Annotated in this window: 20 protein-coding genes; 15 read left to right on the top strand and 5 right to left on the bottom strand. The window is 70.2% G+C overall.

Going from position 1 to position 20,792, the window contains the following annotated elements:
* Window positions 1–125: 125 nt before the first annotated feature.
* The 3 genes from L6E10_RS16160 to L6E10_RS16150 are packed head-to-tail and all read left to right on the top strand — an operon-like array spanning window position 126 to window position 2,878.
* Complete coding sequence (locus L6E10_RS16160) at window positions 126–839, top strand: response regulator transcription factor (protein WP_236221090.1); 714 nt, start codon at window positions 126–128, stop codon at window positions 837–839.
* The gene (locus L6E10_RS16155; RefSeq protein WP_236220343.1) at window positions 836–2,095 is read left to right on the top strand and encodes a cell wall metabolism sensor histidine kinase WalK; all 1,260 of its coding nucleotides are present in this window, start codon (window positions 836–838) and stop codon (window positions 2,093–2,095) included. The genes L6E10_RS16160 and L6E10_RS16155 overlap by 4 nt, the downstream gene beginning before the upstream one ends.
* 9 nt (window positions 2,096–2,104) lie before the next feature.
* Entirely contained in the window at window positions 2,105–2,878 is a 774-nt protein-coding gene (locus L6E10_RS16150) for a (deoxy)nucleoside triphosphate pyrophosphohydrolase (RefSeq protein WP_236220342.1), read from the top strand.
* On the opposite strand, the gene trpS is transcribed toward L6E10_RS16150, so the two are convergent.
* Entirely contained in the window at window positions 2,871–3,794 is a 924-nt protein-coding gene (trpS, locus tag L6E10_RS16145) for a tryptophan--tRNA ligase (protein WP_236220341.1), read from the bottom strand. The two genes, L6E10_RS16150 and trpS, sit on opposite strands and share 8 nt — an antisense overlap.
* A 178-nt stretch (window positions 3,795–3,972) precedes the next feature.
* Between trpS and L6E10_RS16140 the strand changes: the two genes are divergently transcribed.
* Window positions 3,973–4,275: a YciI family protein gene (locus L6E10_RS16140; protein WP_236220340.1), complete on the top strand. Its 303-nt coding sequence runs from the start codon at window positions 3,973–3,975 to the stop codon at window positions 4,273–4,275.
* A 279-nt stretch (window positions 4,276–4,554) separates the two neighbouring features.
* Here L6E10_RS16140 and L6E10_RS16135 read toward each other — a convergent pair whose 3' ends face one another.
* A complete protein-coding gene (locus tag L6E10_RS16135; RefSeq protein ID WP_176959914.1) occupies window positions 4,555–4,710 on the bottom strand; it encodes a hypothetical protein in 156 nt (51 codons plus the stop codon).
* A 165-nt stretch (window positions 4,711–4,875) separates the two neighbouring features.
* Here L6E10_RS16135 and typA point away from each other — a divergent pair, with 165 nt between their 5' ends.
* The 9 genes from typA to L6E10_RS16090 all read left to right on the top strand — a co-directional run bounded on the left by typA (window position 4,876) and on the right by L6E10_RS16090 (window position 16,509).
* Window positions 4,876–6,771, top strand: a complete 1,896-nt coding sequence (gene typA, locus L6E10_RS16130) for a translational GTPase TypA (protein WP_236220339.1) — start codon at window positions 4,876–4,878, stop codon at window positions 6,769–6,771.
* A gap of 403 nt (window positions 6,772–7,174) precedes the next feature.
* Complete coding sequence (locus L6E10_RS16125) at window positions 7,175–8,836, top strand: ABC transporter family substrate-binding protein (RefSeq protein WP_236220338.1); 1,662 nt, start codon at window positions 7,175–7,177, stop codon at window positions 8,834–8,836.
* Between the two features lie 301 nt (window positions 8,837–9,137).
* Window positions 9,138–10,916, top strand: coding sequence for an ABC transporter family substrate-binding protein (locus tag L6E10_RS16120; protein ID WP_236220337.1), 1,779 nt, complete (start codon window positions 9,138–9,140; stop codon window positions 10,914–10,916).
* 91 nt (window positions 10,917–11,007) lie between these two features.
* Window positions 11,008–12,006 carry an ABC transporter permease gene (locus L6E10_RS16115; RefSeq protein WP_236220336.1) on the top strand — a complete coding sequence of 333 codons (999 nt, stop codon included), beginning with the start codon at window positions 11,008–11,010 and terminating at the stop codon, window positions 12,004–12,006.
* A complete protein-coding gene (locus L6E10_RS16110; RefSeq protein ID WP_240010735.1) occupies window positions 11,999–12,931 on the top strand; it encodes an ABC transporter permease in 933 nt (310 codons plus the stop codon). Before L6E10_RS16115 ends, L6E10_RS16110 begins: the two co-directional genes overlap by 8 nt.
* Complete coding sequence (locus L6E10_RS16105) at window positions 12,931–14,094, top strand: ABC transporter ATP-binding protein (RefSeq protein ID WP_236220335.1); 1,164 nt, start codon at window positions 12,931–12,933, stop codon at window positions 14,092–14,094. The genes L6E10_RS16110 and L6E10_RS16105 overlap by 1 nt, the downstream gene beginning before the upstream one ends.
* Complete coding sequence (locus L6E10_RS16100; protein WP_236220334.1) at window positions 14,091–15,083, top strand: ABC transporter ATP-binding protein; 993 nt, start codon at window positions 14,091–14,093, stop codon at window positions 15,081–15,083. Before L6E10_RS16105 ends, L6E10_RS16100 begins: the two co-directional genes overlap by 4 nt.
* Window positions 15,084–15,257: 174 nt before the next feature.
* Window positions 15,258–16,094, top strand: coding sequence for an N-acetyl-1-D-myo-inositol-2-amino-2-deoxy-alpha-D-glucopyranoside deacetylase (gene mshB, locus L6E10_RS16095; RefSeq protein WP_236220333.1), 837 nt, complete (start codon window positions 15,258–15,260; stop codon window positions 16,092–16,094).
* Complete coding sequence (locus L6E10_RS16090) at window positions 16,084–16,509, top strand: hypothetical protein (protein WP_090099763.1); 426 nt, start codon at window positions 16,084–16,086, stop codon at window positions 16,507–16,509. Before mshB ends, L6E10_RS16090 begins: the two co-directional genes overlap by 11 nt.
* Here the strand turns inward: L6E10_RS16090 and L6E10_RS16085 are convergent.
* On the bottom strand, window positions 16,485–17,123 hold the full coding sequence (locus tag L6E10_RS16085; protein ID WP_240010734.1) for an N-acetyltransferase: 639 nt from the start codon (window positions 17,121–17,123) through the stop codon (window positions 16,485–16,487). The genes L6E10_RS16090 and L6E10_RS16085 overlap by 25 nt on opposite strands.
* Before the next feature lie 214 nt (window positions 17,124–17,337).
* Between L6E10_RS16085 and fdxA the strand changes: the two genes are divergently transcribed.
* Both fdxA and dapC read left to right on the top strand, forming a co-directional pair.
* Window positions 17,338–17,667: a ferredoxin gene (gene fdxA / locus L6E10_RS16080; protein ID WP_218130387.1), complete on the top strand. Its 330-nt coding sequence runs from the start codon at window positions 17,338–17,340 to the stop codon at window positions 17,665–17,667.
* Window positions 17,664–18,764 carry a succinyldiaminopimelate transaminase gene (dapC, locus tag L6E10_RS16075; protein WP_236220331.1) on the top strand — a complete coding sequence of 367 codons (1,101 nt, stop codon included), beginning with the start codon at window positions 17,664–17,666 and terminating at the stop codon, window positions 18,762–18,764. The genes fdxA and dapC overlap by 4 nt, the downstream gene beginning before the upstream one ends.
* 3 nt (window positions 18,765–18,767) lie before the next feature.
* Here dapC and L6E10_RS16070 read toward each other — a convergent pair whose 3' ends face one another.
* Together L6E10_RS16070 and dapD are read right to left on the bottom strand one after the other, a co-directional pair.
* Window positions 18,768–19,673: a hypothetical protein gene (locus L6E10_RS16070; RefSeq protein WP_143022778.1), complete on the bottom strand. Its 906-nt coding sequence runs from the start codon at window positions 19,671–19,673 to the stop codon at window positions 18,768–18,770.
* An 88-nt stretch (window positions 19,674–19,761) separates the two neighbouring features.
* A complete protein-coding gene (dapD, locus tag L6E10_RS16065; protein ID WP_236220330.1) occupies window positions 19,762–20,718 on the bottom strand; it encodes a 2,3,4,5-tetrahydropyridine-2,6-dicarboxylate N-succinyltransferase in 957 nt (318 codons plus the stop codon).
* Between the last annotated feature and the right edge of the window lie 74 nt (window positions 20,719–20,792).

Below are 20,792 nucleotides of genomic sequence, written 5' to 3'. Positions count from 1 at the left end.
CACAGCTTGGCGGTGGGTTGCTGAGATGGTGCTGAGATCCGTTCTACCTGGTCTTTTGGGTGATCGCAGCACGGCTTTCTGAGAGTCGGCTGAGATCTTTAGGGCGGGTGGGGGCGGCGGGCGGCATGCTGTGCGGTGTGAAGCCTCGAGTGCTGGTCGTGGACGACGAAGTCGGCGTGCGCCGGGCGTTGGAACGGGGTCTGTCGGCGGAGGGCATGGAGGTCGTCACCGCGGCCGACGGGCCCACCGCGCTGCGCGTGGCGCTCACGGGGGCGTTCGACGTCGTCCTGCTCGACATCATGCTGCCGGGGCTGTCCGGGTACCGGGTGCTGCAGCGCATGCGGGCCGACGGCGTGCGCACGCCCGTGCTGATGGTGTCGGCCAAGGACGGGGAGGTCGACCAGGCCGACGGGCTCGACCTCGGCGCCGACGGGTACCTCGTCAAGCCGTTCAGCTTCGTGGTGCTGGTCGCGCAGGTCCGCGCCCTGCTGCGCCGCGGAGGGGGCGCGCGGCGCAAGCTCACGCTGGGCAACCTCGTGATCGACCGGGGGCTGCGCGAGGTCAGCTGGGCCGGGCAGGACGTCTCGCTGTCGCCGCGGGAGTACGCGGTGCTCGACGTGCTGGCGTCCAGGGCGGGGTCCGTGGTGACCAAGGACGAGCTGCTGCGGACCGTCTGGGGCGACGAGCAGGCCGCGACCCGCAACGCCGTCGAGGTCTACGTCGGCTACCTGCGGCGCAAGCTGGAGGCCGTGGGGGCGGGGGAGGTCGTGCGGACGATCCGGGGGCACGGGTACATCGCGTCCACCCCGGACCTCGACAACGCCCTGGGGAACAGGTGATCCCTCGCCGCTGGTGGTTGCGGCGCACGCTGCGCTTCCGCATCACCGTGGTGGCGACCGGGGTGGCGCTGCTGTGCCTGCTCGCGTTCACCGGTTTCGCGCCCGCGCTGATCGGCCTGATCCAAATCACCGCGGTGGACCAGGAGCTGGCGAAGTCGCCGCCCCGCGTGCTGGACGTGGCCGGGGTGCCCGTGGACGGCGGGCCGCCGCTGCCGCTCACGGCGCGGGACATCCGGGAGCTCAAGTCCGGGGAACCGGTGCTGCGGCTGGAGGGCGAGACCGCACTGCGGTTCCGCGGGCAGGTCGTGTTCGCCGGGGACGGGACGCCCAGGCTGGAGGTCTACGCGAGCACGTTGCTCGGCTACGGCAAGGCGAACACGCTCGGCACGCGCTGGCTGGCCGTCGCGGCGGTGCTCGTGGCCGTGCTCGTGGGCATCGCGACCTGGCTGGCGGTGCGGTCGTCGCTGCGGCCGGTGGAACGGATGCGCGTCGCGGCGGGGGAGCTGCCGCACGGCGAACGGTTGCCGGTGCCGCCGTCGCGGGACGAGCTGCAGGCGCTGGCCGAGGCGCTGAACGCGCTGCTGGCCCGGCGTGACGAGGCCTCCGACCGGTTGCGGCGCTTCACCGGGGACGCGGCGCACGAGCTCCGTTCGCCGGTGGCCTCCGTGCGCGCCCAGGCGGAGGTCGCCGTGGCGCACCCCGATCCGGACTTCTCGCTGGAGGTCCTGGAGTCGGTGGTCGAGGAGTCGATCCGGCTGAGCGCGCTGGTGGAATCGCTGCTGATCCTCGCCCGCGCCGACACGGGGGCGCCGCCGCGCGCCGAGGCCGTGGACCTGGTGCTGGAGGCCGAGGCGGCGATCTCCCGGCTGGACACCGAGCTGCTGGTGCGGCTGACCGCGCCGCCGTCGGCGTGCCTGGTGTCGGCCACGCGGTCCGAGGTCGAGCTGGTGCTGGACAACCTGCTGCGCAACGCCGCCCGGTACGCGTACTCGACGATCACGCTGACGCTGGTGCCGGTGGGGCGGGACGTGCGCCTGCTCGTGGACGACGACGGGCACGGCATTCCCGCCGAGCACCGGACGAAGGTGTTCGACCGGTTCTACCGGGTGGAGGAGGACCGCGGGCGCGGCTCCGGCGGCTTCGGCCTCGGGCTCGCGCTGGTGGCGCACCTCGTGCAGCGCCGCGGTGGCTCGGTGCACGCCGCCGAGTCGCCCGCGGGCGGTGCGCGTTTGGAGATCCGCTGGCCGTCCTGGTAGCAAGCTCGGGTGCCAGAGTTGCGAGCGTCGGCACTGGTCGACGCGCCTGTTTCGGTCGTCGCGGGTGCCCTGCTGGACACGTCGCTGATCACCGGGTTCGGTGTCCGCGTCCCGGGACCCCTGCTGTGCGCGGGGGACGAGCTCACCGGGCCGTTCGGGGTCCGGCTGACGGTGACGCGCGCCGACCTGTCCGGGGTGTCGGCCGCGGGTGACTTCCTGGAGCTGCACACGGACCTCGTGGTCACCGGCGCGGGGACGATGGTGGTCGACCGGGTCGGCTGGACCTCCGTGCGCGGTGTCGTCGGGCGGTTCGCGGACATGACGGTCGGGCGCGGGACGGCGTTGCGGGTACTGGAGAAGCGCTCGGCGTTGCTGGCGCGGCGGTGCGCGGAGCTGCGTTCCGCCCGTGTCGTCGTCGGCGCCGCGATCGTCCGGGGTGGACGGTTGCTCGCGCAGCAGCGGTCGTTCCCGGAAACCCATGCGGGACAGTGGGAACTGCCCGGCGGACGGGTCGAGCCCGGTGAGAAGCCTGTGGACGCGCTGGTGCGGGAGTGCGTGGAGGAGCTGGGGGTTCCGGTCGTCGTGGGCGAGCGGGTCGGGCCGGACGTGCCGTTGAAGCGCGACCTGGTGCTGCGGATCTTCTCGGCCGAGCTCGCCGGCGGTGAGCCGGAAGCGTTGGAGCACAACGCCGTCCGGTGGGTCACCGCCGGCGAGCTGCCCGGTCTTCCCTGGTTGCCCGCAGACAGGGTGCTGGTGCCGGCCCTTCAGCAGCTCCTCAACTGAGCCCGGACAGGCGCAGGGCCGCGTTCAGCCGGTGCTGGGCGCGCTCCCGCGCCCGGCCGGCGCCCGCCGCCCGGATCCGGTCCAGCTCGGCGGGGTCGGCGAGGAGCTCGAGGGTGCGGGCGCGCACCGGCCGCAGTTCCTCGATCACCGCCTCCGCCACCACGTCCTTGAGCTCGGAGAACCTGCTCGTGAAGTCCTCGGGCTCCTTGCCGGTGCAGGAGGCGAGGACCTCGACGAGGTTCGCGATGCCCTCGGCCGACGAGACGGCCCTGCGGACCTTGCGCTGCACGAGGTCCGGCTCGTCGAGCACGAAGACGACGCCCGTGGAGCTCCGGGCCGACTTGTCCATCTTGCGAGTCGGGTCCGAGAGGTCCTTGATGCGCGCCCCGACCTTCGGCACCACCGCCGTCGGCACGATGAACGCGTCGCCGTAGGCGTGGTTGAACCGCCGGGCGAGCGCACGGGCCAGTTCGACGTGCTGGAGCTGGTCCTCGCCGACCGGCACCTCCGCTGTGCCCTGCAGCAGGATGTCCGCCGCCATCAGCACCGGGTAGGTGAGCAGGCTCAGCCGCACCGACTCGCGGCCGAGCGACTTCTCCTTGAACTGGATCATCCGCGCGGCCTCGCCGTAGGTGCAGGTGCACTCCAGGACCCAGTTGAGCGCCCCCAGCTCGCGGATGAGGTCGCTCTGCACGCACACGCTGGCCGGGTCGATGCCGGACGCGACGAGCACCGCGAGCTGCTCGCGCGTCATGGATCGCAGGCGTTGCGGGTTGTGCGACGACGTCATCGCGTGCAGGTCGCTGATGAAGTACACGTCCTCCTCGGTGCCCTCCCGCGCCCACGTCCGCAGCGCGCCGAGGTAGTTGCCCAGGTGGACCTGGCCGGAGGGGGTGATGGCCGAGAGCCGGATCATGATCGGTCCTTCCGTCGAAGGACCGCCCGTCGGGAACGAAACGAAAAAGCCGCCCCTCGGGGCGGCCCGTGTGTCGCGTCAGTGGTTTCTGCGCGCTGCTACTCCGGCCGCCTGGAAGCGGCCCGCCAGAAGGCGTTGAGGATGCGCACGATCCCGAGTATAGGTCTACCGTCAACGCATGTTCATCGTGCTGCTGAAGTACGCCGCGCCACTGGAACAGATCGACTACGCCCTCCCCGACCACCGCGAGTGGGTCGAGAAGCAGTACGAGCGGGGCCTCTTCCTCGCTTCGGGGCGTCAGGTGCCGAGGACGGGCGGCGTGATCATCACGCGCCCCATGCCCCGGGGCAAGCTCGAGGCCCTGCTCGCCACGGACCCGTGGGCCGAGCAGAAGCTCGTGAACTACGAGATCTGCGAGTTCGAGGCGACCAGGACGGCGCCCGAGCTCTCGAAGCTGAACGAAGCCGTGCTGCAGGGCTAACGCCGCTTCGGGGAAGCCACTCGATTGCCGCCGTGAGCGTCCTCGACGACCACGTGCGGGGTGATCGGGTCGTTGCCGCACGTCCGGTCCGGCGAGCTCCCGCGGCGCTTTTCGGTCCGGTGGTGTGCGGGTGCCGGGTGCGGCGATGACGCCCCGGACCGCCTCGCCGGGGTCGCCGGTGGCGTGAGCTTGGGCACGTCGTGCGGGCCGATCGGCCTTCGCGTTCCCGGTCGAGTGGCGCCGGAGGAGGCCGAACGCCCTACCGGCGTGCCTCGGGTCTCAAGCGGCTTTCTTCAGCGCCTTCTTGGCGGCCTTCTCGGCCTTCTTCGCCGCCTTCTTCCTGGCCTTGTCGCGTTCCTCGAGCAGGAAGGGAACCGGGCAGCGCTTGCACCGGGGCTTCGACCGGCAGCACTTCTTCTTGAGCTTTTTACCCACTGGTTGAACTCCACTCCGCCGCGTATCGCTAGAGTAGGTGAGGCTCACTTCACTGGCACTCTTGTGTGGTAATGGCGACGCAGCCGGTAGTATCAAAACCGGCCCTGCGCATCGAAGTGTCCGGCGCGAGCCCCTCCAACGCCTTCGAAGCTCTAGGAGTTCTGCGTGCCCACGGCCACCGCGTCTGCCCTTCAGACGCGCACTGACCTGCGAAATGTCGCGATCGTCGCGCACGTCGACCACGGCAAGACCACCCTGGTCGACGCCATGCTGCGCCAGTCCGGCGCCTTCTCCGCGCGTGCCGAGCTCGTCGACCGGGTCATGGACTCGGGCGAGCTCGAGCGCGAGAAGGGCATCACGATCCTCGCCAAGAACACGGCTGTGCGCAGGCACACGCCGGACGGCGACGTGATCATCAACGTCGTCGACACCCCCGGCCACGCCGACTTCGGCGGCGAGGTCGAGCGCGCGCTGTCCATGGTCGACGGCGTCGTCCTGCTCGTCGACGCGTCCGAGGGCCCGCTGCCCCAGACGCGCTTCGTGCTCCGCAAGACCCTGGCCGCCGGCCTGCCGGTGATCCTGCTGGTCAACAAGGTCGACCGCCCCGACGCCCGGATCTCCGAGGTCGTCGAGGAGGCCCACGACCTGCTGCTCGACCTCGCGACCGAGGTCGGCGCCGACGAGTCCGTGCTGGACCTGCCGGTCGTCTACGCCTCCGCGCGCGCCGGTCGCGCGTCGCTCACCCAGCCCGAGGACGGCGGCCTGCCGGACGAGGAGAACCTCGACACCCTGTTCCAGGTGCTGCTCGAGCACATCCCCGCCCCCCGCGTCGAGATCGACGGCCCGCTCCAGGCGCTGGTCACGAACCTCGACGCCTCGACGTTCCTCGGCCGCATCGCGCTGTGCCGCATCCACCGGGGCACGCTGCGCAAGGGCGAGACCGTGGCGTGGTGCCGCGAGGACGGCGAGCCCGTCAAGGTCCGCATCACCGAGCTGCTGATCACCGAGGCGCTCGACCGCCAGCCGGCCGAGCTCGCCCGCGCCGGTGACCTGGTCGCCATCGCCGGCATCCCGGACATCACCATCGGCGACACGCTCGCCGACGCCGAGAACCCGGTCGCGCTGCCCCGCATCACGGTCGACGAGCCCGCGATCTCGATGACCGTCGGTGTGAACACCTCGCCGCTGGCCGGCCGCAACGGCGGCACCAAGCTCACCGCCCGCATGCTCAAGGCGCGCCTCGACTCGGAGCTCATCGGCAACGTGTCCGTGCGCGTCCTCCCGACCGAGCGCCCGGACACCTGGGAGGTGCAGGGCCGCGGTGAGCTGGCGCTGGCCATCCTGGTCGAGCAGATGCGCCGCGAGGGCTTCGAGCTGACCGTCGGCAAGCCCCAGGTCGTCACCCGCACCGTCGACGGCAAGATCCACGAGCCGTTCGAGCGCCTGTCCGTCGACTGCCCCGAGGAGCACCTCGGCGCCGTCACCCAGCTCCTCGCGAACCGCAAGGGCCGCATGGAGAACATGTCGGGTCACGGCACCGGCCGCATCAAGCTCGACTACGTGGTCCCGTCGCGTGGCCTCATCGGCTTCCGCACGGAGTTCCTCACCGAGACCCGCGGCACCGGCATCGCGAACGCCGTCTCCGAGGGCTACGGCCCGTGGGCGGGCGAGATCCGCACCCGCCACAACGGCTCCCTGGTGGCCGACCGCGCCGGCTCCATCACCGCCTACGCGATGATCCAGCTGGCCGACCGCGGCACCTTCTTCGTCGAGCCGGGCGCCGACGCCTACGAGGGCATGGTCGTGGGCGAGAACCCGCGCGCCGAGGACCTCGACGTCAACGTCTGCCGCGAGAAGAAGCTCACGAACATGCGCTCCTCCACCGCGGACGTGATGGAGACCCTGGCCCGCCCCCGCAAGCTCTCGCTGGAGGAGGCGCTGGAGTTCTGCGCCTCCGACGAGTGCGTGGAGGTGGCCCCGGAGGTCGTCCGCGTCCGCAAGGTCACCCTGGACGCGAACCTGCGAGGCCGCGAGCGCTCGCGCCTGAAGCAGCGCGGCTGACCGCTTGCGGTCGACCTGACGCAGTGCCGCGAAGGGCGGCCGGGCCACGAGCCCGGCCGCCCTTCGCCGTGTCCGGGGCCGGTTCGGAGGGTGGCGGCTCGGGTGGCGGGGTCACCGAGCTGAGGCGGGCCGCCGCCCCACCGCGACGGCAAAAGCCGAGCAGCCGGACCACACGGCTCTGAGCAGCGGCGATGACCCGGACCCGCGCGACACGGGACCCAAGGCGACCACTCCGCTGGAACAGGCGCCAGCCCCGCGCACAACCGAACCACCCGCCAGGGTGAGCCGTACTACCCACCGTGCGAGCAACCCCCCGACCACCCGTCACGTCCACCAAGTGGCGCGGGTGACAAAAGCCGGGTTGCCCGAACGCCACCACCATCCTTCTGGCAGTGTGAGGACCATGAGGCGTCTCGGGGGAGTGCTGGTCGCGGCCGTCCTGTGCGGCACCGCGGCGGCGTGCACGAACGCGCCGCCTCCGCCCCTGGTCCCGAAGACCGAGGCACCTGTGATCACCACGACGGGGCCGAAGGTCACGGAGATCGTGGTCGGCGTGGACGACGTGGCGGGCGGTTACAACCCGCACTCGCTCGCCGCGCAGAGCCCCATCACCACGGCGCTCAGCTCCCTGCTGCTCCCGAGCCCTTTCCGGCCGGGCAACGACGGTGCGCCGCAGCTCGACCGGAACCTCATGGTCAGCGCGAAGGTCACCAAGGCCGAGCCGTTCACCGTCACCTACACGATCCGCAAGGACGCCAGCTGGTCCGACAGCGCGCCCATCGCCGCCGAGGACTTCTACTACCTGTGGCAGCGCATGCGCGCCGAGCCCGGAGTCGTGGATCCGGCGGGCTACCGGCTCATCGACAACATCAGCGCGCGTGAGGGCGGCAAGGTCGTCGAGGTCGCCTTCGGCAAGCCGTTCCCGGGGTGGCGGAGCCTGTTCTCGAACCTGTTGCCGGCGCACCTGCTCAAGGACGCGCCCGGCACGTGGTCGAACGTGCTCGCGACCGGGTTCCCGGCCACGGCGGGGCCGTTCCAGGTGCGCAGCCTCGACGAGCCGCGCGGGGAGGTCGTGCTCGAGCGCAGCGACCGGTACTGGGAGGTGCCGACGACGCTCGACCGGGTCGTGATCCGCAGGGCCACGCACAGCGCGATGGCCGAGTCGCTGTCCAAAGGCGACAACCAGGCCGTGTTGCTGCGGGCCGACGCCGCCGACGTGAACCTGCTGCAGGGGATCAAGGACCTCACGACGAAGCCGGTGCCGCGCAACGAGGTCGTGCAGGTGCTGCTGCGGCCCGTGAGCGAGCAGCTCGGGGACCTGAACGTGCGCAAGGCGGTCGTGGCGGCGCTCGACCGGGAGGCGCTCATCGCCTTCGGGACGCAGAGCGGGCCCAGCACCCAGTTCCGGGCCGACTCCTACGTGGTGCCGCCGAGCCGCACCGGGTACCGGAAGACCATCACCGCCAACACCCTCGACGCCGCGGCGAGCGAGCAGCTGCTGACCGCAGCCGGGTACTCGAAGACCGGTGGCGGGTGGCAGAAGGCGGGCAAGGCGCTCAAGCTCCGGATCGTCGCGCCGGAGAAGGCCGAGCCGTACGTCTCCATCGCGAACCGGATCAAGGCGCAGCTGCAGGAGCGCGGGATCGACTCCGAGGTCCTCACGCCGACCGCCGAGGACCTCTACAGCAAGCAGCTGGTCGAGTCGAACGTTGACATCGCTGTCGTGCCGAGGGTCGACGCCGGTGACTCGGCGGCAGCGCTGGCGAGCTCGTACGGGTGCACCGGTGACGCTCCGGACGGGGCGACGCCGAACCCGCGCAACCCCGCGGGCTTCTGCGACCCGGCGATCCAGGCCGACCTCGAGGCCGCCCTCAACGGCAAGGTGCTGCTGTCGGACGTGCTCGCGAGGGTCGAGCCGGTGATCGCCGCCCAGGCCGTGTCGGTGCCTCTTTTCCAGGTCGTCGATCTGCTCGGGGTGCTTCCCACGGTTTCGGGAGTCGACGCCGGGGCACCCTTGGCGGGCGTGCTCAGCGGTGCACCCGAATGGCGGCGTCTCGACAGGTAGCGGGCGCCCCGGAAACCCGTTGCGCAAGCCCTTTTCGCGTTGCTACGTTCGGCGGCCGTCGTTGACAGAATTCCGCGTGCCCGGTCAACGAACGCTTCCGCCCGGTAATCGGGCCATTGCGGCCTGCTACAACCTGTTTCCATTGGGTCACGATCACCCTCCCAGGTAGTGACCGCCGCCTCAACGGGTTTCTACCGTGCTGCCCACGATGTGCCGGTTCGGGGCGCGTATGGCACATCTCGGTTATGGGCGTGCAGGCCGACCAGGCCGCAGCCGCCCAGTGCTAGGAGGGCACGTGTCGATGAGGAGAACCAAAGCACTGCCGGCGATCGCGCTGGTGGCCAGCGCGTCTCTCGTGCTGGGTGCCTGTGGCGGCGGTGGAGGGACCAACGACGCCGATGGCAAGGACGCCACCGTCGCGGAGATGGCGACGGCCCGCGGTGAGTCCGCGGACGGCTACACCGCGCCGGATACGAAGCAGAGCGACCAGGTCGTCGTGTCGACCGACAAGCCGTTCACCTCGTACAACAACGCGACGGAGGACGCCAACCAGTCCTACAACACGTTCGCGCTGACGCTGGTGCAGCCTGGCGCGCACATCCTGAACGGCAACAACAAGGTCATCCTGAACAAGGACGTGATGGAGTCGATCGAGGTCACCTCGAAGTCTCCGCAGGTCGTGACCTGGAAGCTGAAGAAGGGCGTCACCTGGTCCGACGGCGAGGCCTGGGACTGCGACGACTTCTACCTGGCGTGGTTCGCGCAGAGCAACTCGTCCAAGAAGGCCGACGGCGGCAAGTTCTTCAAGCCGGCCAGCACCACCGGGTACGACCTGTCGACCGGCGAGTGCAAGGACGACCAGACGTTCGTCGGCACGTTCTCCTCCCCGTACCCGGACTACGAGGACATGTTCAACACCGACGTCCTCCCGGCGCACGTCCTCGAGAAGAACGCCGGCATCGCCGACGTCACCAAGCTCACCAAGGACACCCCGGCCGCGGACCTGCAGAAGGCCGCGGACTTCTGGAACGAGAAGTGGAACGGCTTCACCAAGGACCTGATGCCCGGCGCGGGTTCCTACATGCTGACCGGCTTCGAGCCGAACCAGTCGGTGACGCTGGAGCGCAACCCGAAGTGGATCGGCAAGCCCGGTGGTCCCGCCAAGATCGTCCTGAAGGCGATCCCGGACCCCGTCGCGCAGGCGCAGGCGCTGGAGAACGGTGAGCTCGCCGTCAACTCCTTCGCGCAGCCGGACGCGAACGCGGCCACCAAGCTCAAGGGCCTCAACGCCCAGGGCGTCACGTTCGGCTCGGGCCCCGGCCTGTCGTTCGAGCACCTCGACATCCAGATGAAGCACCCGGTGCTGTCGAAGGAGGAGATCCGCAAGGCCTTCTTCATGTGCATCAAGCGCCAGGACATCATCGACAAGCTGATCAGCGAGGTCCAGGCCGACGCGAAGCCGATGGGCAGCCTGGTCTTCTTCCCGACCGACGAGGGCTACAAGGACGTCTACGGCGACAAGGCCAAGGGCGACCCGGCCGAGGCCAAGAAGATCCTGACCGAGGCGGGCTGGACGCAGGGTGCCGACGGCGTGTTCGCGAAGGACGGCGTGCGCGCCTCCTTCCGGATCAGCCACACCGACATCCCGCGCCGCAAGCAGACCGTCGAGCTGATCCAGGGCCAGTGCAAGGAAGCCGGCATCGAGGTCAAGGACGACACCGACCCGAACTTCCTCGACGAGCGCGTCTCCGCCGGTGACTACGACGTCGCCCTGTTCGCGTGGTCCAGCTCGCCGTTCAAGGGCGGCAAGAAGTCGATCTACGAGACCGGCGGTGGCCAGAACTGGCAGAACCTGACCGTGCCGAAGGCCGACGAGGCCATGAAGCAGGCGGTCTCGCAGACGTCGATCTCCGACTCGCTCAAGTACTGGGCGGAGGCCGACGCGGCGCTGGCCGGCGCGTACGGTTCGCTGCCGCTGTTCCAGATGCCGAACATGTGGGCCTTCAAGGGGCTCGACCGGGTGTACTTCCAGAGCTACTTCGGCGCGCTGTGGAACGCCAACGAGTGGCAGACCAAGTAATCGCCATAGCTGAAGTGCGCAACGCCTGACCGGGCGGGGCCGGACCACGAGTCCGGCCCCGCCCGAGCGGGTGCCCCCTAGGGAGCTCGTCGTGATCCGCTACATCATCCGGCGCCTGCTGATCTCGGTACCCATCCTGCTGATCGGCAGCTTCGCCTGTTACGTCCTCGTCGCCACCGCCGGAAACCCCTTGGCGGAGATGCGGTTCCGGCCCGGTGTCACCGAAGCCGACCTCAAGGCCGCCGAGGCGGCACTCGGCCTGGACCAGCCCGTCGTCGTCCGCTACTGGAACTGGCTCACCGACTTCGTGTCCGGTGACTGGGGCCAGAGCATCGCTCTCGGCCAGGCCAAGACGGCTGTCTACCCCGCCGTCACGGACGCGCTGTGGACCACCGGCCGGCTCGTCATCGGTGCCGAACTCCTCGCCCTCACCCTGGGCGTCGCGGTCGGCGTGCTCGCCGCCGTGCGCCAGTACTCGATCTTCGACTACCTCGCCACCAGCACCGCGTTCCTCATGTTCTCGATGCCGATCTTCTGCGTCGCGGTCATCGTGAAGAACTACGGCATCCAGTTCAACAACGTCCTGGAGTCGATGGGGCTGGACCGCTGGCTCACCACCGCGGGTCCCCGGCCGGGCGGCTTCAGCGGCAGCTTCGGCGAGGTGATCTTCAAGTACACCGGCACGTTCCTGCTGCCGACCGTCGCGCTGATGCTGATCAGCTTCGCCGCCTACAGCCGGTTCGAACGGGCCTCCATGCTGGAGATCCTGCACTCGGACTTCGTGCGCACCGCGCGGGCGAAGGGCATCTCGCAGAGCCGGGTGATCTTCCGCCACGCCTTCCGCAACGCGCTGATCCCCGTCGCCACCCTGTTCTCGCTGAACTTCGGTGCCGTGCTGTCCGGCGCGATCATCACCGAGACCGTGTTCGGCTGGGCCGGCATGGGCACGCTGCTCGTGAACTCCGTGCGGCAGTTCGACCCGCCGATGCTGATGGGCTGGCTCGCCGTCACGGCGACCCTCATCGTGCTGTTCAACCTGATCGCCGACGTCGTGTACGGCATCCTCGACCCCAGGATTCGCCTTGGCTAACATCAACTTGGCGTCCGAGGGCGGCGTGGTGAACAGCGCTCCCGAGGCCGACTCCCACGAGTTCGACGCCACCAAGACCCGCACCCAGGGCCAGCTCGTCCTGCGGCGCTTCCTCCGCCACCGGCTCGCCATGGTGAGCCTCGGCGTCTTCGTCTTCCTCGTGCTGTTCGCGTTCGTCGGTCCGTTCATCTGGACCTACGACTACGAGGACGTGACCAGCAAGTCCTACCAGCCGATGAGCGGCGCCCACCCGCTCGGCACCACCCAGGTCGGCAAGGACATGCTCGCGCTGCTCATGCGCGGCACCGGGTACTCGCTGCAGATCGCGTTGATCGTGGCCGCGCTGGCGACCGCGATCGGTGTGACCTTCGGTGCCCTGGCCGGGTACCTGCGCGGCTTCGTCGACACGGCGCTGATGCGCCTGGTCGACCTGCTGCTGATCATCCCGCAGATCGCGGTCGCCGCGATCGTCGTGAAGGGCTTCTCCGGCAGCTGGTACGTCGTCGCGCTGGTGCTCGCCGCCTTCGCCTGGATGCAGATCGCCCGCATCACGCGCGGCGAGACGCTTTCCCTGGCGCAGCGGGAGTTCGTCGAGGCCGCACGGGCCTGCGGCGCCAGCACCCCGCGCATCATCTTCAAGCACCTCGTGCCGAACATGATCGGCAGCATCACGGTGAACGCCACGCTGGCGATCGCCGCCGCGGTCCTCACCGAGGCCGCGCTGTCGTTCCTGGGCCTGGGCGTCCAGCCGCCGGACACGTCGCTCGGCGTGATCGTGCTGGAGAACTACGGCCAGTTCCTGAACCGGCCGTGGCTGTTCTGGGGTCCGTTCATCGTGCTCGTGTCGCTCTCCCTCGCCGTCAACTTCATCGGTGACGGCCTGCGCGACGCGTTCGACCCGAGGCAGACGAAGGTGCGTGCCTGATGTCCACTGTTCCCGCACTCTCGGAGGACTTCCTGCCCTCCGGCACCACCGCACCGCTGCTCTCGGTCAGGGACCTCTCGGTGACGTTCCCGACCGACGACGGCGACGTCCGCGCCGTGCGCAACGTCTCGTTCGACCTCAACTCCGGCGACGTGCTCGGCATCGTGGGCGAGTCGGGCTCCGGCAAGTCCGTGTCCTCCATGGCGATCATGGGCCTGCTGCCCAAGAACGCCCGCATCGAGGGTTCCATCCGCTACCGCGGTGAGGAGCTGAACGGCCGCACCTACAAGCAGATGCAGCCGTTCCGCAGCAAGCACATCTCGATGATCTTCCAGGACCCGATGACGTCGCTGAACCCGGTCTACAGCGTGGGGTGGCAGCTCGCCGAGACCTACCGCGCGCACCACGACGTCTCCAAGAAGGCGGCGTGGGCCAAGGCGGTCGAGGCGCTCGAGCTGGTCGGCATCCCGCAGCCGGACAAGCGCGCGGCGCAGTACCCGCACGAGTTCTCCGGCGGCATGCGCCAGCGCGTCGTCATCGCGATGGCGATCATCAACGACCCCAGCGTGATCATCGCCGACGAGCCGACCACCGCGCTCGACGTGACGGTGCAGGCGCAGATCCTCGACACCATGCTGCGCATCCAGTCCGAGACCGACGCGGCGATCATCATGATCACGCACGACCTCGGCGTGGTCGCGGGCATGGTCAACCGCGTGCAGGTGATGTACGGCGGCACCGTGGTCGAGTCCGGCCCGGTCGACGACGTCTTCGAACGGCCGCGGATGCCCTACACCGTGGGACTTCTCGGCTCCGTGCCGAACCCGTCCACGCTGGGCAAGCGGCTCACCCCGATCAAGGGCGCGCCGCCCTCGCTCGTGAACCTGCCGACCGGCTGCTCGTTCTCCCCGCGCTGCCCCCTCGTCGCCGACGTGTGCCACGAGTGGGAGCCGGAACTCGAGGAGGCCGGCGCGCCGAACCACCGGACGCGGTGCCACCGCTGGGAGCACCTGGCGTCGATCGAGCAGCCGCAGAGGCTGTTCCTGCACGACGAGATCGGCACGGTGGAGAACCCGGCGGCGTTCGCCGCCGCCAACCCCGACGAGTCCCTCGAGGTGACCGCCGTGCACGGGTCCTCGGTGACCGATGAGGAGGCGAAGTGACCGCGCCGTTGCTGGAGGTCACCGACCTCGTCAAGGAGTTCCCGGTGCGCGGCAAGGGGATCATCCCGCGCAACACCGGCACGGTGCAGGCCGTGTCCGGTGTGTCGTTCACGCTGCACCCCGGTGAGACGCTCGGCCTCGTCGGCGAGTCCGGCTGCGGCAAGTCCACGACCGGGCGCGCGATCCTGCAGCTGCACAAGCCGACCTCGGGCTCGGTGAGGTTCGACGGGCGCGAGCTCACGACGATGAGCAACAAGCAGCTGCGGCCGTTGCGCAAGGACATCCAGATCGTCTTCCAGGACCCGTACGCGTCGCTGAACCCCAAGTGGCAGGTCAACGACATCATCGCGGAGCCGCTGCAGATCCACGGCGTCGAAGGCGGCGTGCAACGGCGGGTCAACGAGCTGATGGAGCTCGTGGGCCTCAACCCCGAGCACCGCGCCCGCTACCCGCACGAGTTCTCCGGCGGTCAGCGCCAGCGCATCGGCATCGCCCGCGCGCTCGCGCTGAACCCGCGGTTCCTGGTGCTGGACGAGCCGGTGTCCGCATTGGACGTCTCGGTGCAGGCCGGTGTCGTGAACCTGCTGGAGGAGCTGCAGGAACGGCTCGGGCTCGCGTACCTGTTCGTCGCGCACGACCTCTCGGTGGTGCGGCACATCTCGGACCGCGTCGCGGTGATGTACCTCGGCAAGATCATCGAGATGGGCGACCGCGAGGCCATCTACACCAGGCCGATGCACCCGTACACGCAGGCGTTGCTCTCGGCCGTGCCGATGCCCGACCCCAAGGCGGAGCGGCAGCGCCAGCGGATCGTGCTGACCGGTGACGTGCCGTCGCCCGTCAACCCGCCGTCGGGGTGCCGCTTCCGCACGCGGTGCTGGAAGGCGCAGGACATCTGCGCCACCGTGGAACCGAAGCTGGAAAGGCGTGGTGGACCGGACGGAACGTTGTCCGCGTGCCACTTCGCGGAGGAACGTGCGGTCGTGTAACGGCTTCGCTGACCAACGAGAGCCCCGGCCGGCCCGCACACCGGGCCGGCCGGGGCTCTCCGCGGTCTGACGCGGGACCGCGTCGGTCGTCCGGTTCGGCCGGATGACCGGCCTCCCGGCGATCTCGCCGCCCCTGCGGAGCAGGGGCCATGAACACCGCTTTACTCTTTTCCGGTGACGCTGACTGCCCCACCACGGTTGCTCTTCGTGCACGCCCACCCCGATGACGAGAGTCTCTGGACCGGCGGCACCATCGCGCGCTACGCCTCGGCCGGCGCGCACGTCACAGTGGTCACCTGCACGCTGGGGGAAGAGGGCGAGATCATCCCGCCCGCGCTGGCGCACCTGGCCGCCGACGCCGCCGACCAGCTGGGCGGCTACCGAGTGGGTGAGCTGAGGTCGGCCTGCGCCGCACTCGGCGTGACGGACCACCGGTTCCTCGGCGGCATCGGGCGCTGGCGCGACTCCGGCATGGTCGACGTGCCGTCCAACGCGAAGGCGCGCGCGTTCGTCCAAGGAGCGCTGGAGGAGCAGACCGCGCAGCTGGTCGAGATCCTGCGCGAGGTCAAACCCCAGGTCGTCGTGAGCTACGACGCGTTCGGCGGCTACGGCCACCCGGACCACATCCGCGCGCACGAGATCACGGTCGCCGCGTGTGCCCAGGTCTCCGACGTCGAACGGGTCTTCTACGCCGTCACGTCCCGCGACGCCACGAACGCCGGTGTGGCCGCCCTGGAGAACGTCCCCGAGGCGTTCCGGCTGCCCGAGCCCGGCGAGCTGCCGGTCACGCCGGATGAAGAGATCACAACGGTTGTGGACGTGTCCGAGCACCTGACGGCCAAGCGCCGCGCTTTGCGTGCACACTCGACGCAGGTCAGCGTGTGGGACGACGGGTACGCGCTGTCGAACAACATCGCGCAGCCGCTGGTCGGGGCCGAGTACTACGTGCTCGCCAAGGGATCGGCGGCGGGCGCGGAGGCGGATCTGTTCGGAGGACTGGGTGACCGGTAGCTGGCGAGTCGTGTTCCTGCTGCTCCTGTGCGTCGAGGCAGCAGTGCTCGCCGTGCTGGAGACGTTCTTCCTCCCGCTCAGGCTCGACGGCCTGGTCCTGCCCCGGCTGGGCGACCTGCCGTTCCCGGTCACGGTCGTGGTGGCCGTCGTCACCACCCCGCTGCTCGTGCAGTGGGCGTCGGGTCTGTCCACGCGGGTCGCGGCCGCCGCCGCGCCTCTCCTCGTGTGGTTCTTCACGATCTTCGGGCTCGGGTTCCTCGAGCCCGGCGGCCAGGGCCAGTTCCTGCTCGGCGACTGGCGCACGCTGCTGCTGATCGCGGGCGGCGCCATGCCGGGCGCGGTGGCCGTGGGCGCCGTGATGGCGCGCAACGCGGCCAACAGGCCCGGCCTCTACGAGACCGCCGGGATCCAGTAGCGGTAGCGGTGGTGCTCGGTGCAGCCGAGCTCCTCGTACAGCCTGATCGCCGGCTCGTTGTGCTCGGCGACCTGGAGCACGCACGTCGAGGCGCCGCGCTCGAGTCCCCAGCCCGCCAGCTCTCCCATCAGGCGCCGCGCGAGGCCCCGGCGGCGGTGTGACGGCCGGACGGCGAGCCGTGCGACGTGGAGCAGGTCGTCGACGACCGCACCCCGCACGGCGGCGACCACGGTGCCGTCCTCGGTGGTGCTCGCGAAGCAGACGGCGCCGGTGCCGAGCACGTGCCGCTGGGCGGCGGAGACCTCGGATCCGGCCGTCAGTTCCCACCATCCGGGAAGATCGCGACTCTCGGCCACACCGTCGGCGAACTTCGCGAGAGCACCGGTCATGACCAGCGACTCCGCGCCGCCCGGATGATCGAGGTCGACGCGCCACCCGGCCCGTTCGACAGCGGGCTCGTGCGCGGAACCCCGGACGACGTGAGCCGTGGGTTTGATGCCGTGCTCCCGTGCGAACCCCTGGGCGACCCCCAACGCGTCAGGAATCGGAATGCCGGGATCACCGCAGGTCAGAGTGCTGTTGGCGCGGCCGGTGAACCCGTTCGCCGCGCGCATCAACCAATCTCCTAGCGGGACTTCTGCCACAGCGGGCCATGCTCGCGCGCAGAGCAGTTCCAGATGATCGACCGTGTGCACCCGCCCATCCTGTCCCACCAGGTGTTGTGACGTGGAACACCGTGCAGCTAAGGCAAGCCTGACCGGGTGATACTCGAACGTGCCGCGTACTCTCCGGCTTGCGCGGTGTGACCAGATGAAGTTGGAGAGCGCAGTGACTTATGTGATCGCCCAGCCGTGCGTGGATCTGCTCGACAAGGCGTGCATCGAAGAGTGCCCGGTCGACTGCATCTACGAAGGCGACCGGATGCTCTACATCCACCCCGACGAGTGTGTGGACTGCGGCGCGTGCGAGCCGGTGTGCCCGGTGGAAGCCATCTACTACGAGGACGACGTCCCCGACGAGTGGAAGGACTACACCAAGGCCAACGTCGACTTCTTCAACGAGCTCGGATCGCCCGGTGGCGCCTCCAAGGTCGGCAAGGTCAGCGCCGACCCGGAGTTCGTCAAGGCCCTCGCACCGCAGGCTGCCGAGGGGCATTGATCCTCCATCGCAGGGGCCCGGCGCTGCCGGACTTCCCGTGGGACTCGCTGGCAGGCCACGCCGCCAAGGCGCGCAAGCACCCCGGTGGCGTGGTCGACCTGTCGGTCGGCACACCCGTCGACCCGGTTCCCGCGGTGGTCCAGGCGGCTCTGTCGTCGGTCGCCGACGTCCCCGGCTACCCGACCACCCACGGCACCCCCGAGCTGCGCGCGGCCTTCGTCGCCGCGGTGGGGCGCCGGTACGGGGTCACGGGGTTGTCCGAGGCCGCGGTGCTGCCCACGATCGGCTCCAAGGAACTCGTGGCGTGGCTGCCCACCCTGCTCGGTGTGGGCCCCGGTGACGTCGTCGCCGTGCCGTCCGTGGCGTACCCGACCTACGAGGTGGGGGCACTGCTGGCGGGAGCGGAGGTCGTCCGCCTGGCCGACGGGGAGCAACCGCCCGCCGGCACGAAGCTGGTGTGGCTGAACTCGCCGTCGAACCCGACCGGCCGGGTGCTGTCGGCGGGACAGCTGCGGGACGCCGTCGTCGCCGCTCGTGCCGTCGGCGCCGTGGTGGCCTCGGACGAGTGCTACCTGGCGCTGCCGTGGGACGACGCGCGGCCGGTGTCGGTGCTGCACCCGTCCGTAGTGGACTCCTTCGACGGCGTGCTCGCCGTGCACTCGCTGTCGAAGTCGTCGTCGCTCGCGGGCTACCGGGCCGGGTTCATCACCGGTGACCCGGAACTGGTGGCGGGCCTGCTGGAACTGCGCAAGCACGCGGGCATGATCGTGCCGCGGCCGGTGCAGGAGGCCATGCGGGCGGCGCTGGAGGACGACGAGCACGTCGCCGAGCAGCGTGCGCGCTACCGCGCCCGGCGCGAGGTGCTCAAGCCCGCGCTGGAGGCGGCGGGGTTCACCGTGTCGCACTCCGAGGCGGGCCTCTACCTGTGGTCGTCGCGCGGTGAGGACGCCTGGGAGACCATTTCCTGGCTGGCCGACCGCGGCATCCTGGCCGCTCCCGGCACGTTCTACGGGCCGGAGGGCGCCCAGCACGTGCGGATCGCCCTCACGGCCACCGACGAACGGGTCGCGGCGGCCGTGGAACGCCTCGGCACCTGAACCTCAGGGCTTGAGAGCGGACCAGACCCTGCGGGTGAACTGGTTCGGCGGCACCGCGTCCGTCGTGAGGCGGACGCTGGTGCTGATCTCCTCGCCGCTCAGGCCCAGGCCGAGCACGAGGTGCCAGTGCAGGTCCCACAGGTCCTGGAACGCGTCCAGTTCCACGTCGGCGTCCGCGCTGACGTGGAGCACGGCCGGCTCGGCGACGCGCACGACTCTCTCGACAGCGCGCACGTCCCGTGTGTTCGTGCGGAAGCTGAACGCCAGGTCGACCGTCTCGCTGTCGAGCCCGTACGTCGCGTACGAGTGGCATCTGTGGTGCGGCAACGACAACGGCTGGTTCGTCTCCAGGTAGAGGTCGCCCTCGAACCGCAGCGTCGGCGAGTGCTGGCTGAGCGTGGCGCGGGCGCTGACGAACTCCCAGCCGGGCATGTCCAGCTTGGGCACCAGCAGTTCCAGCACCTCACCGCGCCGCGCCGACCGCGTGCGCTCACCCGAGCGCCACGGGATCTCCCTGCTGTACGGCTCCTTCTTCGTGACGAAGACGTACGGCGCGTTGTCGGTCTGCAGGCTGAGGACGACGACCGTGCGGTTCCTGGCCCAGTCGAACGCGACCGTGGTGAGGCCCGGTGCGACGCCGTCGAAGTGGCTCTCCACCCTGGGCCACCAGCTCGACAGCTCCTCGGCGGGCGCTCCCTTGACGTAGCGGCCCTTCTCGTCGACGCCGACGATCCACATGGCCTCGGACCCGCGGGCGGCGTTGCACAACGCGGCGATCTGCCGTGCGGCCTTGCCGTGGTCGACCGGCCACTGCGTCTTGAACTCCACGAAGGAGTCCTCGGACTGCGCCCCCTGCAGGGCACGCTCGATGGCGGCGCGAGCGTTCAACTCGAGTCGCTGTTTCAGCACGTGCACCTCCCTGGGACGGTCCTGAAAGCGGCTGCGGCCCAGTCTGCCTGCGCAGACCGGGCCCCAGACACCGAGTTTCCCCCGAAGCTCAGTCGTTCGCGTGCAGCGCCGCGTTGAGCTCGACGCCGGTGCCCTTGCGCGGCTTCACCAGCACGGTGCCGGTGACGGAGTCCCGGATGAACAGCAGGTTCGACTGCCCGCTCAGGGACAGGGCCTTGACGACCTCGCCGTCCGGGAGCGTGACCTTCGTGCCGGCGGTGATGTAGAGGCCCGCCTCGACCACGCAGTCGTCGCCGAGCGAGATGCCCAGACCGGCGTTGGCGCCGAGCAGGCAGCGCTCGCCGAGGCTGATGACCTGCTTGCCGCCGCCCGACAGCGTGCCCATGATCGACGCGCCGCCGCCGACGTCCGAGCCGTCGCCGACCACGACACCGCCGGAGATGCGGCCCTCGACCATCGAGCCGCCGAGGGTGCCCGCGTTGAAGTTGACGAAGCCCTCGTGCATGACCGTGGTGCCGGACGCGAGGTGCGCGCCGAGGCGGACCCGGTCCGCGTCGCCGATCCGCACGCCGGACGGGACGACGTAGTCGACCATGCGCGGGAACTTGTCGACGCTGTAGACCGTTACCGGGCCGCGGACGCGCAGGCGGGTGCGGGTCTGCTCGAAGCCCTCGACCGCGCACGGGCCGTGGTTCGTCCACACGACGTTGGTGAGCAGGCCGAAGAGGCCGTCGAGGTTCGCGCCGTGCGGCTTCACCAGGCGGTGGCTGAGCAGGTGCAGGCGCAGCCAGACGTCGTAGGTGTCGCGCGGGGCGGCCTCCAGGTCGATCGCGACCCGGACGCCGACGACCTCGACGCCGCGCTCGGGGTCCTCGCCGAGGAGCTTGGCGGCGGACTCGCCGAGGGCCTCCGCGATCTCGGCGGACGACACGCGGACGGTGTCGAGCTCCGGCGCCTCGCCGAGGGCGGGGGACGGGTACCAGGTGTCGAGGACGGTGCCGTCCGGGGTCACAGTGGCCAAGCCGATGCCGTATGCGGTGCTCACGGGTACCGAGCTTAGTCCGCCGGCCACTCCCGCCGGCCGCGGTGAGGTGCCGGACGAGCCGCAGGCGGCGCCGG

The organism is Lentzea sp. CC55, from assembly GCF_021056325.1.
In the GTDB taxonomy this organism is placed as follows: Bacteria; Actinomycetota; Actinomycetes; order Mycobacteriales; family Pseudonocardiaceae; genus Lentzea; species Lentzea jiangxiensis.
This window is presented reverse-complemented; position numbering and strand designations above follow the sequence as displayed.

Coding starts and splice junctions, on each gene's coding strand:
- L6E10_RS16160 (WP_236221090.1), top strand. CDS start 126: ATGCTGTGCGGTGTGAAGCCTCGAGTGCTGGTCGTGGACGACGAAGTC.
- trpS (WP_236220341.1), bottom strand. CDS start 3,794: ATGATCCGGCTCTCGGCCATCACCCCCTCCGGCCAGGTCCACCTGGGC.
- L6E10_RS16140 (WP_236220340.1), top strand. CDS start 3,973: ATGTTCATCGTGCTGCTGAAGTACGCCGCGCCACTGGAACAGATCGAC.
- L6E10_RS16125 (WP_236220338.1), top strand. CDS start 7,175: ATGAGGCGTCTCGGGGGAGTGCTGGTCGCGGCCGTCCTGTGCGGCACC.
- L6E10_RS16120 (WP_236220337.1), top strand. CDS start 9,138: ATGAGGAGAACCAAAGCACTGCCGGCGATCGCGCTGGTGGCCAGCGCG.
- L6E10_RS16105 (WP_236220335.1), top strand. CDS start 12,931: ATGTCCACTGTTCCCGCACTCTCGGAGGACTTCCTGCCCTCCGGCACC.
- L6E10_RS16085 (WP_240010734.1), bottom strand. CDS start 17,123: ATGCGCGCGGCGAACGGGTTCACCGGCCGCGCCAACAGCACTCTGACC.